Origin of the sequence: Sporosarcina sp. (genome assembly GCF_029257255.1) — a bacterium.
Classification (GTDB): domain Bacteria; phylum Bacillota; class Bacilli; order Bacillales_A; family Planococcaceae; genus Sporosarcina.
Window position 1 is genome coordinate 46,323 of sequence record NZ_JARICI010000026.1, and the last position, 16,346, is coordinate 62,668.

Consider the following 16,346-nt stretch of genomic DNA (forward strand, 5'->3'; position numbering starts at 1 on the left):
ACAGGAATTCATCATAGAGAGGCTTCTAGTCCTCCATAGTAGAAAAACATTTTTTTAGAAAGAGAGGTATTAGTTAGCGATGATTAAAGGACTCAAAAAGTGGCGTCTCTTTTCATTATTAGCAGTTTTCGCAGTTTTCTTAGCAGGTTGTGGACAAGAGCAGCTTTCAACATTCCAACCAGCTGGCCAAGTCGCTCAGGATCAGTTTAACTTGCTGCTGTTAGCATCAGGAATCATGTTACTAGTCATTGTTGTAGTAGTGGCGATATTTACTATTGCAATAGTACGCTTCAGACGTTCCAAGTTGGGTGAAGATCATATACCTGAACAAGTGGAAGGAAGTCACACTCTTGAAATGGTATGGACATTCATTCCAATCCTTTTGGTTCTGATCCTTGCTGTCCCTACAGTTTATTACACGTATAAACTGGGTGACGTACAAGCAATGGGAGCTGTCGATGAAGACGGAAATGCCGAAAACCTTGTAGTTGACGTAACAGCAAAATTGTATTGGTGGGAATTCGAGTATCCTGATTTAGGAATTGTTACTGCTCAGGAACTGGTTGTACCTACAGATGAAAAAGTGTACTTTAACTTAATTGCTGCAGACGTTAAGCACTCATTCTGGATACCGGCAGTTGGCGGTAAGATGGATACAAACGTTGAGAACGTCAATAAATTCTATTTAAGTTTCGAAAAAGAATCAGAAGGCTTGAAAGACGGCGTTTTCTACGGAAAATGTGCTGAGCTTTGCGGGCCTTCCCACGCTTTGATGGACTTCAAAGTAAAAACTTTACCAAGAGATCAGTTTGATGACTGGGTAGCTGCTATGCAAAAAACAGCTGAAGACCCTGTAGTTGCGAATGCTGACGGTGAGGAAGTATTCTCTCAAAGCTGTATCGGCTGTCACGCAGTTTCTGGTGTAGGTGAGTCGGGAGCACAAGGCCCGAACTTAGCGACATTCGGTGACCGTAACCGTGTAGCAGGTTTCCTAAAACACGATGAAAAGGAACTGAAAGACTGGATTCGTGATACACAGAAACATAAACCAGGCAACATAATGCCTTCATTCAGTCAAGATCAGATTTCTGATGCTGAACTGGATGCGTTAACTGAATATTTATTAGGCTTAAAAGTCGAAAAATAATTTTCAAATGGAAATTGAATAGGAGGTAACATAGTGAGTTCAGTTGCTCAAAAAACAGGCTTTGGCGCAACACTCTGGGATTGGCTGACGACAGTCGACCATAAGAAGATTGGGATACTGTATCTCCTTGGGGGATTATTCTTCTTCGTTCTTGGTGGTATCGAAGCGATGATCATTCGTCTTCAGTTGATGACGCCAAACAATGATCTCGTAAGCGCAGGGCTTTTCAACGACTTAATTACAATGCACGGAACAACCATGATATTCTTGGCAGCGATGCCGATTCTATTTGGTTTTATGAACGCCATTGTACCGCTTCAAATCGGAGCGCGTGACGTAGCATTCCCATTCATTAACTCATTAGGGTTATGGATGTTCATCTTTGGTGGTTTATTCCTAAATATTTCATGGCTTTTCGGTGAAGTTCCAGATGCAGGATGGACATCATACGCATCTTTATCACTACATTCACCTGGTCATGGTATTGACTTCTATGCAATTGGTTTACAAATTGCCGGTGGTGGTACGTTAATAGCAGGGATTAACTTCCTTGTTACAATCATCAACATGCGTGCACCAGGGATGACTTACATGCGTATGCCATTGTTTACATGGACTACGTTCGTAGCGTCAGCGATGATTCTTTTCGCATTCCCTCCATTGACAGTTGGATTGTTCTTCTTGACATTTGACCGTATGTTCAGTGGTAACTTCTTTGATCATACAATGGGCGGAAACACGATTATCTGGGAGCATATTTTCTGGATTTTCGGTCACCCTGAAGTATATATCTTGATTTTGCCTGCTTTCGGTATTTTCTCTGAGATCTTTGCGACATTCTCTCGTAAGCGTCTCTTCGGTTATACTGCAATGGTTTTCGCAACAGTGTTAATCGGTTTCCTAGGCTTCATGGTATGGGCTCACCACATGTTTACAGTTGGCCTTGGGCCGACAGCAAACGCAATCTTCGCTGTTGCCACAATGGCAATTGCCGTACCTACAGGTGTTAAGATCTTTAACTGGTTGCTCACTATCTGGGGTGGTAGCATTAAAGTTACAACTCCGATGCTTTATGCTCTAGGTTTTATTCCTTCATTCGTAATGGGTGGAGTTACCGGAGTTATGCAAGGTGCAGCACCACTAGATTATCAGTTACACGATACGTACTTTATCGTTGCTCATTTCCACTACGTTATTGTTGGTGGGGTAGTACTGGCAATATTTGCGGCAATTCACTATTGGTGGCCAAAAATGTTCGGTACAATGTTGAGTGAATTCCTTGGAAAGATTACGTTTGTATTCTTCTTCATTGGTTTCCACATGACATTCTTAATTCAACACTGGTTAGGTTTCTGGGGAATGCCACGTCGTGTTTGGACATATATGGACGGACAGGGCTGGAATATAGCAAACATGATCAGTACAATCGGTGCGCTTTTGATGGCAATTGGATTTATCGTAATGGTAATCAATATCATTATGACAACTGTCAAAAATGAGCGTGTTGGAAATGACCCATGGGGCGACGGACGTACACTTGAGTGGGCGATCGAATCACCTCCTGTATTCTATAACTTCTCTGCAACACCGTTAGTTCGCGGTCTGGATACACTATGGATCGAGAAAATGGAAGGCAGTAAGGAGTCAATTACAGCGGCTGAACCAATTACGGATATCCATATGCCGCACGGTTCAATCATTCCGATGTTAATGTCACTTGGTCTGTTTATTGCAGGATTTGGTGCCATGTTCCATCAAGAAACATCTTGGGGACTTCCTGTATTAATTTTCGGACTTGCATTTACTTTTGTTAGTATGGCTGTACGTTCATTGAAAGATGACCTTGGCTTCTACGTGACGAAAGAGCAAATCATGCAAGATTTAAAGAACAAAGGGGGGCGTAACTAATGGATTTGAACAAAAAATTCACCCCTGAAACATGGCCGGCTCATCCAGAGAAGGCTACCTTGGAAGCAAAGAACAAATTCGTTGGTTTCTGGCTTTTCCTAGGTGGAGAAACTATTCTCTTTGCTACGTTGTTTGCAACATATATGGCGTTGAAAAATAAAGGTCCTAGCGGCTTTGGTTTTAACACTCAGGATCTATATACTTTACCGTTAGTATTTGTTATGACTATGCTTCTTTTGACATCTTCATTGACAAGTGTCTACGCAATGTATCATTTAAAGAGCTTCAATTTTAAAAAGATGCAATTATGGCTTGGCCTGACTGCATTCTTAGGACTTGGGTTCTTGATGTTAGAAGTCTATGAGTTCTCTCACTATGTTAAAGAAGGATTTACGTTCAATAACAGTGCGTTCAGTTCCTCTTTCTACACACTGGTAGGTACACACGGCTTTCACGTGGCGGTTGGTTTAGTATGGATTACATTATTGATTTTCCGTAATTCCAAGCGCGGACTGAACTTGTATAACGCGACAAAATATTATACATTCTCACTTTACTGGCACTTCATTGACGTAGTTTGGGTATTTATCTTCACTGTAGTCTACTTGATGGGAGTGGTGGGTTAAGATGGCAGATATTCAAGTTATTAAACGATCTCCAGCTGAGCAATTACTTCAGCAGCGACGGGCAAAAGAATCTATGCGTAATCAAGTGGCGATGTTTGCTTTGATGATTTTCTTAACACTCGTTTCGTTTTCTATGGTAGTCGCATACCTTTCTGACGTTGCCGGATTCTCAAAATTCTTTGTCATTCCTACATTGTTCTTGTTTGCAGCAGTACAAGTTGGTCTCCAGCTTTACTACTTCATGCATATGAACGAAAAAGGACATGGCATTCCGCAGATGTTTATGTTTACAGGTGCTCTTTTAGGATTCTTGATTCCTTTAGCATTTGTCACAATCGTTTGGTGGTAATAATAAGTAGGGGCTTATGGATGTATTCCATAGGCTCCTTTTTTTATCACTGTAAATATCCTCTATACGAGATGAGAAAACAATTTGCATCTGATGAGTTACGTTTTTAGCGTAGACTCCAAATTAGCTTACGCCACACGTTGTTGTTTGGAGTGGAAGGTGGCGAAATGCAAAGATGTGCTCCTAACGCTTCGTTTTTCGATTGGCTGAGGCTGTGCCGGCGGAAATCAACGTGCCTAAGGTTATATAGTAATGAAATTGTCAAAGTTCGTACATTGAGTTATGTCATAGTTGCTCGTATAATGGTAAAGATACATTTACTTATCCGTGCTGATGTATAATTAATTGCTCAGCATCGAATAACCGACATGTTGACAGCAGGTTGACTATAAAAGGAGAGTGACCGTTTTGCCTTTAAGTATTTTTGGTTTTCGGGCTTTGTGGAGTCCTTATTTCTTACTAGCTATCGTTCTTGGCGTCGTATTATATTATTTAATTACTGTTAAATGGAGAGATCGTTTTGAAGGATCTGAACCTGTAACGAAACATCATATGATTTATTTCTTGTCTTCAATGGTTCTTTTATATATCGTGAAGGGATCGCCAATGGATTTGATCGGTCATATTCTGTTTTCGGTTCATATGGCACAAATGGCTATTTTGTTATTAATGGTTGCTCCGCTCTTTATCATGGGTATTCCAAATTGGGTTTGGGAAAAGTTCTTATCTGTGACAGCAATCAGAAAGGTATTTATGCTGTTGACGAGACCAGTCATTAGTTTATTGCTCTTTACACTGATGTTTTCTATGTATCACTATCCATTAATTTTAGACCAGGTTAAATTAAGCATGCCGCTGCACACCATTTTTACAGTTACGCTTTTCATGTCAGCAATCTTTTTATGGTGGCCTGTTGTTAATACAGTAAAGGGGCAGCCTCAGCTTCATGGTTTGAAAAAGATAGGGTATGTCATCCTGAGTGCACTGTTAATCACTCCTGCCTGTTCATTAATTATCTTCGTAGATGTTCCTGTATACGAAACTTACAACAGCGGAGAAGCTTGGTTAAAAGCAATGGCATTATGTGTGCCTAGCAGCACGCTCGCAGGGTTATCGGGTTTAGGAATGTCAGGGCCTGAATTATTTACGGACATGCCAACCCTTTATGATCAACAACTAGGTGGTATTTTAATGAAAGTTATCCAGGAGATTGTCTATGTTGTAGTTATTGGACGAATCTTCATAAGCTGGGCTAAATACGAAAGAGAAAATGCAGATGAAATTACTCGTCAAGACTTGATTAAACGTCAAAATTTAACCATGCATGGCTGAGTAAAAGAAGAAGGGGTTAACAGGGATGGGACTTCCATTATTACCGACCATCAGTACATTTTTAATCGTATTATCCGCTGTTTTGGTCGCGATTGGATGGTATTTAATATTGCAGAAGAAAAAGCTGGCTCACCAGAAAGTCATGGTGGCAGCGGCGGTATCTGCTGTTTTATTTTTAATCATCTATATTTCGAGAACTATTTTTATCGGGAATACAGCGTTTGGCGGTCCCGATGAACTGAAGATTTACTATACAGTTTTTTTGATTTTCCATATCATACTTGCGACAACAGGAGCAGTGTTAGGTGTTATTACAATGGTTGCCGGATTTAAAAATAATCTGGACCGCCACCGTAAAATGGGACCAGTCACAAGTATCATCTGGTTTTTCACAGCGATTACAGGAGTAGCTGTATTTTTATTGCTTTATGTGTTTTATACAGGAGGGGAAACCACTTCTGTATTTAAAGCGATTTTAGGATTCTAACTACTAAAAAAGGGTATATCTCCGAGAGGGAGATATACCCTTTTTACACTTTGAAATTCAATTTTATGATGCCTGCTTCTCTTGCGGTATTGAAAAGAATAACGAGCATTGGCCCGATAAAAAAGCCGAGTACCCCAAATAGTTTTAATCCAATAAACATGGCAATCAATGTAGGCAAAGGTGAGAGACCTATTTGGGAACCCATCACTTTTGGTTCAATTGTACGTCTGATGATCAGCAGGATAACAGCCAGGATGGCAAGTTTTGTACCCATCGCTATATCTCCTGATACATATTGATAAATCGACCAGGGAGCTAAGATGATAATGGATCCTAAAATTGGTATGATATCTATGATCCAAATGACCAGAGACATAACGACGGCATATTTAGGGATAATCAAGAGCAGTCCGATAAACGAAACGACTAGAACAATTAGACTGACTAATAACTGAGCTTTAACAAATCCCAAAATGACTTTGTTTAATTTGCTCGTCATATAATGCACTTTTTGTGCGGTTGTTTCTGTTAGATGACGATAAAATGCATTTTTCAGGTTCGGCAATTCCAACATGAACAAAAACAAAGCGATCATGAATACAATGAAACTCACCAAGAAGTTTGGAATTTCTGAAATCAGTCCCAGAATTTTATCATAACTCAGTAGTGTGATCAGCGAAACACGGAAAGATTCAATAATATCATTGAATTCATTCTCCAGCATCGAAATGATGTCTTCCGGCATCCCTACTGTATATTGAAATAGTTTACTTTGGGTATTGATCCAAACGCTTGAAAGTGAATTTAAGTAGTTTGGAATTTCTTTTGTAAAATGAACGATTTTCCCGATGAGTGTATTCACCGTGTAAAACAGAAGAAAAACACTGACACCCACAAAGACAATGAAGTTGACAATGACAGAGAGCTTTCGCTTCCATTTAAACTTTCGCTCGACCCATTTTACAAGAGGATCTAAAAAAAGTGCAGTCAACAGAGCCAAAATAATGGGTATGGAAACGGGCAGGATAAAAAATGTAATTAATAGTAAAACAACAATACTTAATATGATCATCAAATTTCGTTTGGTCAGCAATTTCAAAGGTCATCGTCCTCCACATACGTACTGAGTTTATTATAACCAAACGATAGACGTAATAATAGGAAAAAGCCGAGGAACATAGTGCTCTTCGGCTTTTTTATTTTATTACACTGTATATTGCTTTAATTCATCAAAGACTGCTTTGGCTGTTAATTCGCAATCTTTTACTAAGCTGGCTGGGAAGTCTTCTTCTTCGCCGTATTCTACACCAAAAGGATAGTAGTATTTACCAAGAACTGGCTGTTTTAAGCGTACTGTAGCTTTTCTGCCATCAATATCGCCTTCTACTAATGTGCCGAAGATGCGCATATAATATGTACCTTCGCGAATGACAAATTTCTTGTCGAAAGTTACACGCTCGTAATCCCATTGACCTTCAAGAACCAGGCCGTTCTTCAGCATAACTTCTTCCATAACCTTTAAGTCAGACACAAGGCCATCAATGCCTATATTTTCAATATACATCTGTAAATCCCCCTTCATGTTCGTCCAAACGAATACTTATACCATTATATCATAGAACAAATTAAAATCACTTGCAATGACAACATTGTGTCAACGCTTTCTTCTGGAATGATAAAGATGACGGGGGCAAATCTATTCTGTACAATAAAGTAAATGATCATCTGTACTCAGAACGAAAGTCGATTAATATGTACGGTTTATAACTGATGAATTAAAGACAGAGATAGATAAAAGAAAGGAAAGGAAGATTTCATGTGGAGAGTAGGCTGGAAGATACTACTAATGTTGTTGGTGGTCATGGGAGTATTCTATTTTATGAATGATAGGGTGAGTGTCAATGAACCGCTTGAATCGCCTGTCCAACACGGTTCTCCTGTTGCGGTGCCGGAAAAAGGGGAACCGATGGGCGTACAGGGTGGTCCGAGACCAGAAGAAGGGATGTCTCTTTACGTCGGTCAAAAAGCAGAAAACCTGATAAATGAATATGGAGAGCCGACGATAGTGGAACCATCAAGCTTTCAATATGAGTGGTGGATTTACAAAGGGAAACCGAGCTTTATGGCAGGTGTGCTGAATGGTAAGGTCATTCAACTTTATACAGCAGATAAATCAGCAGATACAGCACCATTTGAAATTGGTCAGAATGTTCAGGAGATTCACCGCTTTACGCCGATCGAGTCGGAAATCGATGTAAACATAAAAGATAATACGTATACTTTTTCATTGAATAGTGAAGACATTAAAAATAGAATTTTAATACCTTATCAGGACTTATATGTTCAATTATATATTGACGAGGTAGATGAGCAGCTGGAAGGGATTCGTTTTATCAGCCCAAGTACGCTGGTAAAGCATCAGCCTTATGATATGACTTATTTAGGCGAAATGATTGAAGCGCCTAAGCCATCCTCCGCTGTGCAAACAGAAGTAGACAGCGCGATGGAACGGCAGACATTGGAATTGACGAATCAGCTGCGTGTTGAACATGGCGTGAATGCTTTAATTGAAGACTCAAAATTGGCTACGCTGTCATGGGAGCATAGCCAAGAAATGACTTTTCAAAAATACAGTTCACGTGAGGATGAGCCGACTGAAAACTATGCAGAACGTTTGAAAGCGGCAGAGATTCTTTCAATCAAGGCTGGGGAAAATACAGCGTTTAACTATATTGATGCAATTGAAACAGTTCACGGCTGGCTGAACTCACCTAAGCACCGGGACGTCCTGCTAAATCCTACTTTTACCCATACAGGGGTAGGTGTCTATAATAAATACTATACACAGTCCTTTATTGCGCAGACAAAGAAGAGCGATTTGAACAATTAAGGGAGGATCCATGTACCTTTCTCATCAGACGCGATGCCTCGAATATGAAGAGGTGTCGCGTGTTCTTTTGCGTAGAGCGCCGCTTTTTTTTGGATAATCGGATGCTGACAGTCTAATAGCGGGAGAAACTCTGTAAACGACAATCGCTCATAGCGGATGTAATGTGAGTTCGTATGAGGATCTGCGGACATGACAGCAGGTACATCTTTGTAAAATTCAACATGGCTTGCCTGCAGTGCTTCTGCGAGTGCGATGGCTGTCAAGTCGCTGCCGCCCCTGCCAAGTGTCATGAACTGTCCTTGCTCGTTCATGCCTTGAAAGCCTGGGACGATGAGGCATGAGTGTGTCTGCAGTGTATTGAGTATATGGGAGGTATTAACTTTTTCAATCGTTGCATTGCAAAATTCACCATGCGTTCGGATTCCGGTATTTTGTCCATAGATGATCGTGTTGTCGATTCCTTCTTTAGATAATTCAGCAGACATCACCGCCGATGAAATTAATTCTCCGCAGGCAGCGGCCAAGTCCTTTGCTTCACCTGAATGATTTAAGGCATCTGTTACTTTCAATAGAGTATCTGTTGAGTATGCATCCCCTCCCCGTCCCATTGCGGATACAACGACAACTACCGATTGATACTTTACTAATCCATGTTTAATATGCTCAATGCATTTTGCTCGCTGTTGCTGATTCTGCATGGCGATCCCGCCGAACTTCTGGATAATCATAGAATCCCAACTTTCTTCGTGACATTCTTCTTATTACCTTCATAAGATAAAGTGAAATTATGTTTCGTTTCATTATATTCTGTGGTAATTAAAATGTTCGGGAAAGGGCGTGACACCTTGCTTTTATCTGAATTGATAAAGGAGTGGCCGTGTACATTGCTGCAAGGGTCAATCCGGCAGATCGTCGGAGGTATTACGGAAAATTCGAAGCGAGTAAAGAAGGATTATGTATTTGTCGTCAGAAAAGGCACGTTACGCGACGGTCTGGAATTTATCGAAGAAGCAATAGCGAAAGGTGCGACTACTATAGTTTTGGATCGAGTGAACATGGATTTATGCCATATACATCCCAGCGTTACCATACTTGTTGTACCGGACAGTTCTTTGTTTATCTCGTTCGCAAGTGCGAAATTAGCAGGCAATCCAGCTTCCGAATTAACAGTGATTGCGGTGACTGGAACAAACGGCAAAACGACAGTCAGTCATTTTATCGGACAGTTGCTGGCGGTACATGGAGTGAGAGCAGCGGTGATTGGAACGACAGGGATCTTCATAGACGGCGTCCTGACCGGGACACCTGCTGATTCGCTGACGACGATGCCGGCAGAGCAGCTACATCCTCTATTGCGCACATGTATAGAGAAGCAGGTGACACATGTCATCCTCGAAGCCTCCTCAATCGGACTTTCTTCTAATCGCCTTGCTCACTGCTCTATAACAATTGGTATTCTTTTGAATGTAGGTGTGGATCACTATGCGGAACATGGCGGTAGAAAGGCATATATCGATGCGAAGAAACGTCTGGTTTCATTGGCGGATCAATTAGTTGTGAATGAAAGTGACCCGGTATGCGTAGAGATGAGTAGAGAAGCGACGGGGAAAGTGATGTATTTTAGTGAAACTCACATAAACAGAATTCTCACATCAATAAATGGATTTAGGGTGGAGGTTCCGGGACAACATAATGAGATGAATGCAAGAGCTGCGGTTTGTGCGTTGCAGGCCGTGGGCTTTTCATTCGAAAAAGCTGTCTCTAAACTGGCTGTGCTGAAGTTGCCTGAAGGGCGTTTGGAAAAGTACAGTCAGAGCGGGGTAGATGTGTTTGTGGATTATGCTCATACACCGGATGCTTTACGGGCGGTACTTGAAACTTTATGCGAAGAGAAAACTCGGAATGTCGTGACGGTATTCGGCTGCGGAGGTAATCGCGATCCCGAGAAGAGACCCCAAATGGGAGCTGTAGCAGCACAGTACAGTTCACATGTTATTTTGACTTCTGATAATCCGCGTTCGGAGGATCCTTCGCAAATCATTACAGATATCCTGGCAGGCACTTTGGGTTTTGCGGTGCCGATCGATGTACTGCTCGACCGTAAGCTTGCGATTCGTTATGCAATTCGGCAGGCTGGAAAGGGAGATATCGTATTGATTGCTGGAAAAGGACATGAGAAAATACAGCAAATTGGTACGCGAACGGAGCCTTTCTGCGATATAGATGAGGTGAAATTGGCTTTCACTGATAAAGCGGTAGCGGAAGAAGATTCTTAATGAATAGTCGAACCGATCGATTTTTGGTATGATGGATGGGATAGGAGGTGCGGCAATCTATGATGATGACGGATGAATGGATGAATGTCATCGATATGGCGGAAGAGCTTTCCGATATGCTGCTGCGTTCTGAGGTTGTGAAAACCTATCAAGACGCATACAACCGTGTGTATTCTAATTCTGATCTGCGGAAAGAGATCATTAATTTTAATAGAGTGAAGGAACAATATGAAGAGGTTCAGCGTTTTGGACGCTATCATCCTGATTATAAGTCGGTTATGAAGGATATACGTTTGCAAAAGAGAGCCTTAGATTTACGCGATGAGGTGGCGGCGCTGCGTCTTGCAGAGAATGATGTTCAGTCGTTGTTGGACGAAATTGGCATTATGATCGGCAGTTCGGTATCTGCAGCAGTGAAGGTGCCTGCCGGAGACGGAGCATTTACTAACACTTCATGCGGCGGCGGATGCGGCTCAGGCGGTAGCTGTTCGTGCTCGGCATAAGCATTTGTTCATAAGAAAAACCCTGCGAAGTTTGCAGGGTTTTTCTTATTCTGTACACTTTACAGAAATTAAGACACCAGCCGGCGTACTTAGGTTGCCTTCCACTTCGGTACACTGGCTGGTGTTTTAATACTTTTTACGTCGTGATTAGTTTCAAGAGTAATAAAAGGAAAGGTCACACATTAACTTAGCTGACAATAAGTACTGATCTGTATTAAAAGTGCAGTAAGTAAATGTTTTTTTAGTTCAAATCGAGATCAAGCTGTGCCTGATTAAGCAAGTTCATGTTTCTGTAGGGAGACAATTGTAACTTGAATAAAACACTCTACGCAAAGGTACAACTGCTGGCTCATTCCGTAAACCAATCCGCCAGCGCCGAAGCGAGTTTAAACAGAAAACTCACACTTATTTAAACTTCCTAAAAGTCGAGCGACCGAACAGAAACAGTTCAAAGTTAAAAATCTTTAATTTTCGTTAAAATACTCCAGAACTTCTTTAGACTTTTTCGTAGTGAAACCGTCGATGTCCAGTTTAGCCAACTTTTCAATATTGGCTGTATTGGAAAGTTCGTAAAATACAGCAATGTTTAGTTGTTGCAGAAATTGTATAAAACCTTCCGAAGCAAGCGGGAACATACCAATTTTTTCCGTCAGGCAGAATAAGTCTGCGTTTGGTCTGTACAGGTGCCCGAATTTGCTGGTATAAGCAACATAAGCTTTCTTAATTTCTTCACTGCCGGCGCCGAGAGCTACGGAATTTTGTGCGTACAAATTAAAGCGGTCAATCTGCTCATCGAACGTGCTCGTGACGACAACTCGTTCAGCAGCGTCCATTTCTTTCAGCAGACGCCATAGCTTTGAAGGAATCAAGCTGCCTTCATAAGTATCAGGAGAATCTCCCATGGAAATGACAATTAGCAGCTGAGGGAACATTTTCAATAGCTCTCGCAGCGGTAAAATCAAGGAAGGATCCTCGTCAGCTTCTGTCTCCGTTTGCTCTGGAGAAGAAGGATAATCATTTTTTAATTCGGCTAGCGTATAGTCTGCAATAGCTCCGGTCGGCAATAAATTGCTGCTCGGGGCTATGATAATTTCTTCATCTTTGGTCAGCCGGATATCTACGACAAAACCGTGTACGCCCAAATCGGCTGTCTTTGTAAATGCTGTGAGCGAATGGACGGAAGGGTCTTCGGCAATATCAATTTCAGCTAATACTGCATTCTCAGAAAATTGGAGTGCTTTCTTTTCTGTGCGTGGCTCTGGCTTCACAACCACTTTAGAAGCGGCCCAAGCGGCAACACTTGCAGCTCCAACAGTTAAAGCAACTTTTGTTTTCCTCCCCACTCTAAAACCTCCTCAGTAGTCAGTCGGACTTTACTATTTTTTCCACACACCCAGTTTGCACTGAATGAACGTTTATATCTAACATAGTGTAACCTATTCTGCGGAAGTAGTGCAATAATAGAATAAAGAGAACATCCAAACATCCGATACGTAAGGTTGCGGGACTTTTCTCACCTATGGTATTGTATGAAGTAAGAAAGAGGGGGAGAATTATGATTGATCGGCAAGGAATAATTGTCTATCTCCATCATTTAAAACAAGCGAAATCACTGCGCAAATTTGGGCATGTCCATTATATTTCTAAGAAGATGAAATATGTCGTGCTGTATTGCGACCAAGATGAAGTGGAAAGCACGGTCACCAAGCTAGAACGTTTGTCTGCGGTTAAAAAAGTTTTGACTTCACAGCGTCCATTTGTGAGTACCGTATACGAAAATGCTAAGCCGGATAAAGCAAAAGAATACGATTATAAAACGGGTTTGTAATCGAACTCGTTTTTAACGCAACGGCGGCAGCAAATGATTTAAACGCAGAACACCGGTGATATATTGATAAAATAAATCTTTTTCTGCAAACTCGGATGAATGTTTCACTTCAACACGGACTGGCTTACTATTCATTAATTCAGCCTTTTCGACAAACAAATTGAAGCGTTTTGAAGGTTTCTCTTCAGATTGTTTAATCCCTTCTCTACAGATATAGATGGGCATGAACTGGCCATCGCTGAATGCAGGGTGAAAAGAAACCGCAAATGACAGGTGTTCAGCCGATCCTTTCTTTGAAGAAAAGATATAGGATTTGTACAATCTATGGGAATTTGTAGACATTAATTCAAGCAGTTCATAAATGTCGCCATAACCTTCTCCGAGTTCAATAAAACGCTGTTGAATCATAATTTAGCTCTTCCTTTCAAGCAATCAAACGGCGGATTGCTTATGTAGTTATTGTCTTGTGAATGGATCTTATCCATCATACCATGTGATGAGGTGTTGTACTTTGAAAACTATCTTGAGGATTTTGTTTCTGTTAGCTGCGGTAAATGCCGGGCTACTTTATTTGCATTACAGCCAGTCAGCCACTGCCAGCGGAGACAAAGATCGCCCTGATACGTACCGTCAAGAAATAGAAGTGATTAACCGGGCAGACGGCTTGTACGTCCGGCATCATTTTTATGATTTAGCGACAGGCAGATATGAAATTATCTGGCCCGAAGGAAGTATTGATCACGACTGTCTGACAGAAGAATCAGCTTCCTGTTCTCGCTTTAATGAAGCTGGAATTGCATTTGACGAAGGAGAACGGGATCGGCAGTCGATCTCGTATAAAATCCCTAAAACAGAAAAATTAGCAGGCCGAAAATTATTTAAAAGACCTTTTGTTCTGCTGCAGGATGCCAAGCCGCTGACAACAGTCTTTCATATGACTGATGAGCAGAATATCGGCGGTATGTGGGTGAACGGTCTCGAACGAGTAGGTATTGCTGATAAAGAGCGCATAACGTACCGGCTCTATAGAGGTGTTGGTTTCGTTAATGAACTATACTGGCAGCCGCAGGATCTACCGATGGCATACTCTTCCAATAAATTGACGGTATACGGTGAAGGCATCGATACAAAGCAAATCGATGAGATGGAAAAGATGCTGGAGGAAATCGGCGGAGATCATGTCAGTGTACTTTTATCACCTAATAATCAAACTTTATATGCTCAGCGGTTCGTTACTGAAAAGCCACAGAATATAAATCAGGTACTGAAACAAGTTGCACGAATGAGTATCCAGTCGCGATTTATTATTCCGACGGATGAGCCGTCTATGAACAGTATGCTGGCTTCAATCCTTGGAGATCAGGCGATCGGTACGAAGGCTGAGCAAAATGCTTTCATCCGTTTTAAAGAAGCGCTGACAGAAGATGAATTCCGTACTTTCCGTAAAAATGTACGCAGTCAGATGGGACAGCCTTTGGCAGCTGAAAAATTGGATGCGATTCTGAAAGATGTCTTGACGTTTGATTCGCAGTATTTCCAGAAGACGATGCATGAACAGCAGTACAGTTATCCGTTCTTATTATTGGACTCCCGCAAGCTGTTGCTGGACGGGGAAAAGTTAAAAGACACGAAAATCGTCGTGAAAGACGGCAAGAGCTATTATCCTGCCAATGAATTGCTGACAGGCATGGGATATAAAATCACTTCCAATGAACAGTCGATTTATATTGAAAGCCCTAAGCGCAATTACCGTTTTTCCAAGATTGAGCCTTTCTATGTCATGAATGAACGGAAATTTGACTACAAAGAAAAACCGTATTTGACGATCAACAACAAATTGTATTTCGATGAAGTGTGGCTCAGACGGATCTTCCTCGTATTAATTGAGAAATCGGATGAAACCATTGATGTACAACAAATTGAACGTCTAATAAAGGAGATGGAAAAAGAGTGAGGGTCATTTCCGGTTCCAGAAAAGGTACACCGTTAAAATCACTTCCGGGCACGTCAACACGTCCAACGTCTGACAAGGTAAAAGAGTCGGTATTTAATAAGATTGGGCCGTATTATGATGGAGGGACTGTCGTCGAGCTTTTCGGCGGCAGCGGCTCCATTGCCATTGAAGCGCTGTCTCGGGGCATGGAACAGGCGTATGTCTTTGAGAAAAATCCGAAAGCCTGTGCTGTCATCAAGGCGAATTCGGAAAAGTGTCGAATGGAAAACCAATTACATATTGAAAGAAAAGATGCACGCCAGGCTGCCGTAATGCTGAAGCAAAATAAGATTACTGTCGATTTATTATTTGTTGACCCGCCGTATGCTGCAGTGGAGTATTATGAGCTGGTGAATGAATTGGCTGAACAAGGGTTGCTGGGAGAAGAAGCTACGATTGTTTGTGAGCACGAGAAACAGACATTGCTCCCTGAACAGTACGGTGAATTCTATCAAATCAATTCATCTGTTTATGGAAATACAGCCATCACTATATATGAGAAAAGAGGATAATGGCATGTCAAAAATCGCAATCGTGCCGGGCAGTTTTGATCCCGTGACGAATGGACATTTAGATATTATACAACGAGCAGCAAAAACATTTCCGGAAGTGCATGTCGCGGTGATGAATAACTCATCCAAAAAACCTCTCTTCACTGTAGAGGAACGAATCGCCCTCATTCATGAAGTGACGTCACAGTATGGGAACGTGACAATAGATTCCTCAGCCGGTCTGCTCATCGACTATGCGCATAAAATCAATGCGTCAGTCATTGTACGCGGCTTGCGCGCGATTTCAGATTTTGAATATGAAATGCAAATTACCTCAATGAACCGTGTGCTTGATGAAAGTATTGAAACATTCTTTGTGATGACAAAAAGTAATTATTCATTCTTGAGTTCAAGCATCGTCAAGGAAGTGGCACAGTACGGCGGAGATGTATCCAGTCTTGTGCCTGCGCATGTCAATGAAGCATTAATTCGGAAATTCAGTAAATAATAGAAAAT

The 16,346-nt window shown here is 41.5% G+C and carries 18 protein-coding genes; 13 read left to right on the forward strand and 5 right to left on the reverse strand.

Annotation, left to right across the window (positions count from 1 at the left end; translation table 11 throughout):
* Positions 1–79: 79 nt before the first annotated feature.
* The 6 genes from coxB (at position 80) to Q1J64_RS06100 (ending at position 5,849) form a co-directional block, all read left to right on the forward strand.
* Positions 80–1,147 (forward strand): cytochrome c oxidase subunit II, encoded by a 1,068-nt coding sequence (coxB, locus tag Q1J64_RS06075; RefSeq protein ID WP_301108186.1) that lies wholly within the window; start codon positions 80–82, stop codon positions 1,145–1,147.
* Positions 1,148–1,180: 33 nt separating this feature from the next.
* Positions 1,181–3,055, forward strand: a complete 1,875-nt coding sequence (locus Q1J64_RS06080) for a cytochrome c oxidase subunit I (RefSeq protein WP_301108187.1) — start codon at positions 1,181–1,183, stop codon at positions 3,053–3,055.
* Positions 3,055–3,681: a cytochrome (ubi)quinol oxidase subunit III gene (locus tag Q1J64_RS06085; RefSeq protein ID WP_301108188.1), complete on the forward strand. Its 627-nt coding sequence runs from the start codon at positions 3,055–3,057 to the stop codon at positions 3,679–3,681. Before Q1J64_RS06080 ends, Q1J64_RS06085 begins: the two co-directional genes overlap by 1 nt.
* 1 nt (position 3,682) lies before the next feature.
* Positions 3,683–4,030 carry a cytochrome C oxidase subunit IV family protein gene (locus tag Q1J64_RS06090; RefSeq protein WP_301108189.1) on the forward strand — a complete coding sequence of 116 codons (348 nt, stop codon included), beginning with the start codon at positions 3,683–3,685 and terminating at the stop codon, positions 4,028–4,030.
* 408 nt (positions 4,031–4,438) lie between these two features.
* On the forward strand, positions 4,439–5,362 hold the full coding sequence (ctaG, locus tag Q1J64_RS06095) for a cytochrome c oxidase assembly factor CtaG (RefSeq protein WP_301108190.1): 924 nt from the start codon (positions 4,439–4,441) through the stop codon (positions 5,360–5,362).
* 25 nt (positions 5,363–5,387) lie between these two features.
* Positions 5,388–5,849 (forward strand): DUF420 domain-containing protein, encoded by a 462-nt coding sequence (locus Q1J64_RS06100; protein WP_301108191.1) that lies wholly within the window; start codon positions 5,388–5,390, stop codon positions 5,847–5,849.
* 43 nt (positions 5,850–5,892) lie between these two features.
* Here the strand turns inward: Q1J64_RS06100 and ytvI are convergent, their stop codons facing one another.
* Positions 5,893–6,948, reverse strand: coding sequence for a sporulation integral membrane protein YtvI (gene ytvI, locus Q1J64_RS06105; protein ID WP_301108192.1), 1,056 nt, complete (start codon positions 6,946–6,948; stop codon positions 5,893–5,895).
* Between the two features lie 105 nt (positions 6,949–7,053).
* Positions 7,054–7,413 (reverse strand): YugN family protein, encoded by a 360-nt coding sequence (locus Q1J64_RS06110; protein WP_301108193.1) that lies wholly within the window; start codon positions 7,411–7,413, stop codon positions 7,054–7,056.
* Positions 7,414–7,728: 315 nt separating this feature from the next.
* Here Q1J64_RS06110 and Q1J64_RS06115 point away from each other — a divergent pair, with 315 nt between their 5' ends.
* Entirely contained in the window at positions 7,729–8,739 is a 1,011-nt protein-coding gene (locus Q1J64_RS06115) for a CAP domain-containing protein (RefSeq protein WP_301108194.1), read from the forward strand.
* Here Q1J64_RS06115 and Q1J64_RS06120 read toward each other — a convergent pair.
* Complete coding sequence (locus Q1J64_RS06120) at positions 8,736–9,467, reverse strand: amino acid kinase family protein (protein WP_301108195.1); 732 nt, start codon at positions 9,465–9,467, stop codon at positions 8,736–8,738. The two genes, Q1J64_RS06115 and Q1J64_RS06120, sit on opposite strands and share 4 nt — an antisense overlap.
* Before the next feature lie 117 nt (positions 9,468–9,584).
* Here Q1J64_RS06120 and Q1J64_RS06125 point away from each other — a divergent pair, with 117 nt between their 5' ends.
* Both Q1J64_RS06125 and Q1J64_RS06130 read left to right on the forward strand, forming a co-directional pair.
* Positions 9,585–11,015 carry a UDP-N-acetylmuramoyl-L-alanyl-D-glutamate--2,6-diaminopimelate ligase gene (locus tag Q1J64_RS06125; RefSeq protein ID WP_301108196.1) on the forward strand — a complete coding sequence of 477 codons (1,431 nt, stop codon included), beginning with the start codon at positions 9,585–9,587 and terminating at the stop codon, positions 11,013–11,015.
* 59 nt (positions 11,016–11,074) lie between these two features.
* A complete protein-coding gene (locus Q1J64_RS06130; RefSeq protein ID WP_301108197.1) occupies positions 11,075–11,518 on the forward strand; it encodes a YlbF/YmcA family competence regulator in 444 nt (147 codons plus the stop codon).
* Between the two features lie 464 nt (positions 11,519–11,982).
* Here Q1J64_RS06130 and Q1J64_RS06135 read toward each other — a convergent pair whose 3' ends face one another.
* A complete protein-coding gene (locus tag Q1J64_RS06135; RefSeq protein ID WP_301108198.1) occupies positions 11,983–12,861 on the reverse strand; it encodes a PI-PLC domain-containing protein in 879 nt (292 codons plus the stop codon).
* 212 nt (positions 12,862–13,073) lie between these two features.
* Between Q1J64_RS06135 and Q1J64_RS06140 the strand changes: the two genes are divergently transcribed.
* Positions 13,074–13,346, forward strand: a complete 273-nt coding sequence (locus Q1J64_RS06140) for a YlbG family protein (RefSeq protein ID WP_301108199.1) — start codon at positions 13,074–13,076, stop codon at positions 13,344–13,346.
* A 12-nt stretch (positions 13,347–13,358) separates the two neighbouring features.
* Here Q1J64_RS06140 and Q1J64_RS06145 read toward each other — a convergent pair whose 3' ends face one another.
* Complete coding sequence (locus Q1J64_RS06145) at positions 13,359–13,754, reverse strand: DUF7147 family protein (protein WP_367183415.1); 396 nt, start codon at positions 13,752–13,754, stop codon at positions 13,359–13,361.
* A 103-nt stretch (positions 13,755–13,857) separates the two neighbouring features.
* Here Q1J64_RS06145 and Q1J64_RS06150 point away from each other — a divergent pair, with 103 nt between their 5' ends.
* From Q1J64_RS06150 to coaD, 3 genes are read left to right on the forward strand one after another with little or no spacing between them, the layout of a single operon-like run.
* Positions 13,858–15,300: a hypothetical protein gene (locus Q1J64_RS06150; protein WP_301108200.1), complete on the forward strand. Its 1,443-nt coding sequence runs from the start codon at positions 13,858–13,860 to the stop codon at positions 15,298–15,300.
* Positions 15,297–15,851 carry a 16S rRNA (guanine(966)-N(2))-methyltransferase RsmD gene (rsmD, locus tag Q1J64_RS06155; RefSeq protein ID WP_301108201.1) on the forward strand — a complete coding sequence of 185 codons (555 nt, stop codon included), beginning with the start codon at positions 15,297–15,299 and terminating at the stop codon, positions 15,849–15,851. Before Q1J64_RS06150 ends, rsmD begins: the two co-directional genes overlap by 4 nt.
* A 4-nt stretch (positions 15,852–15,855) precedes the next feature.
* Positions 15,856–16,338, forward strand: a complete 483-nt coding sequence (coaD, locus tag Q1J64_RS06160; protein WP_301108202.1) for a pantetheine-phosphate adenylyltransferase — start codon at positions 15,856–15,858, stop codon at positions 16,336–16,338.
* The last annotated feature ends 8 nt before the right edge of the window (positions 16,339–16,346 follow it).

Coding starts and splice junctions, on each gene's coding strand:
- coxB (WP_301108186.1), top strand. CDS start 80: ATGATTAAAGGACTCAAAAAGTGGCGTCTCTTTTCATTATTAGCAGTT.
- Q1J64_RS06085 (WP_301108188.1), top strand. CDS start 3,055: ATGGATTTGAACAAAAAATTCACCCCTGAAACATGGCCGGCTCATCCA.
- Q1J64_RS06090 (WP_301108189.1), top strand. CDS start 3,683: ATGGCAGATATTCAAGTTATTAAACGATCTCCAGCTGAGCAATTACTT.
- Q1J64_RS06100 (WP_301108191.1), top strand. CDS start 5,388: ATGGGACTTCCATTATTACCGACCATCAGTACATTTTTAATCGTATTA.
- Q1J64_RS06110 (WP_301108193.1), bottom strand. CDS start 7,413: ATGTATATTGAAAATATAGGCATTGATGGCCTTGTGTCTGACTTAAAG.
- Q1J64_RS06115 (WP_301108194.1), top strand. CDS start 7,729: ATGAATGATAGGGTGAGTGTCAATGAACCGCTTGAATCGCCTGTCCAA.
- Q1J64_RS06120 (WP_301108195.1), bottom strand. CDS start 9,467: ATGATTATCCAGAAGTTCGGCGGGATCGCCATGCAGAATCAGCAACAG.
- Q1J64_RS06130 (WP_301108197.1), top strand. CDS start 11,075: ATGATGATGACGGATGAATGGATGAATGTCATCGATATGGCGGAAGAG.
- Q1J64_RS06140 (WP_301108199.1), top strand. CDS start 13,074: ATGATTGATCGGCAAGGAATAATTGTCTATCTCCATCATTTAAAACAA.
- Q1J64_RS06145 (WP_367183415.1), bottom strand. CDS start 13,754: ATGATTCAACAGCGTTTTATTGAACTCGGAGAAGGTTATGGCGACATT.
- coaD (WP_301108202.1), top strand. CDS start 15,856: ATGTCAAAAATCGCAATCGTGCCGGGCAGTTTTGATCCCGTGACGAAT.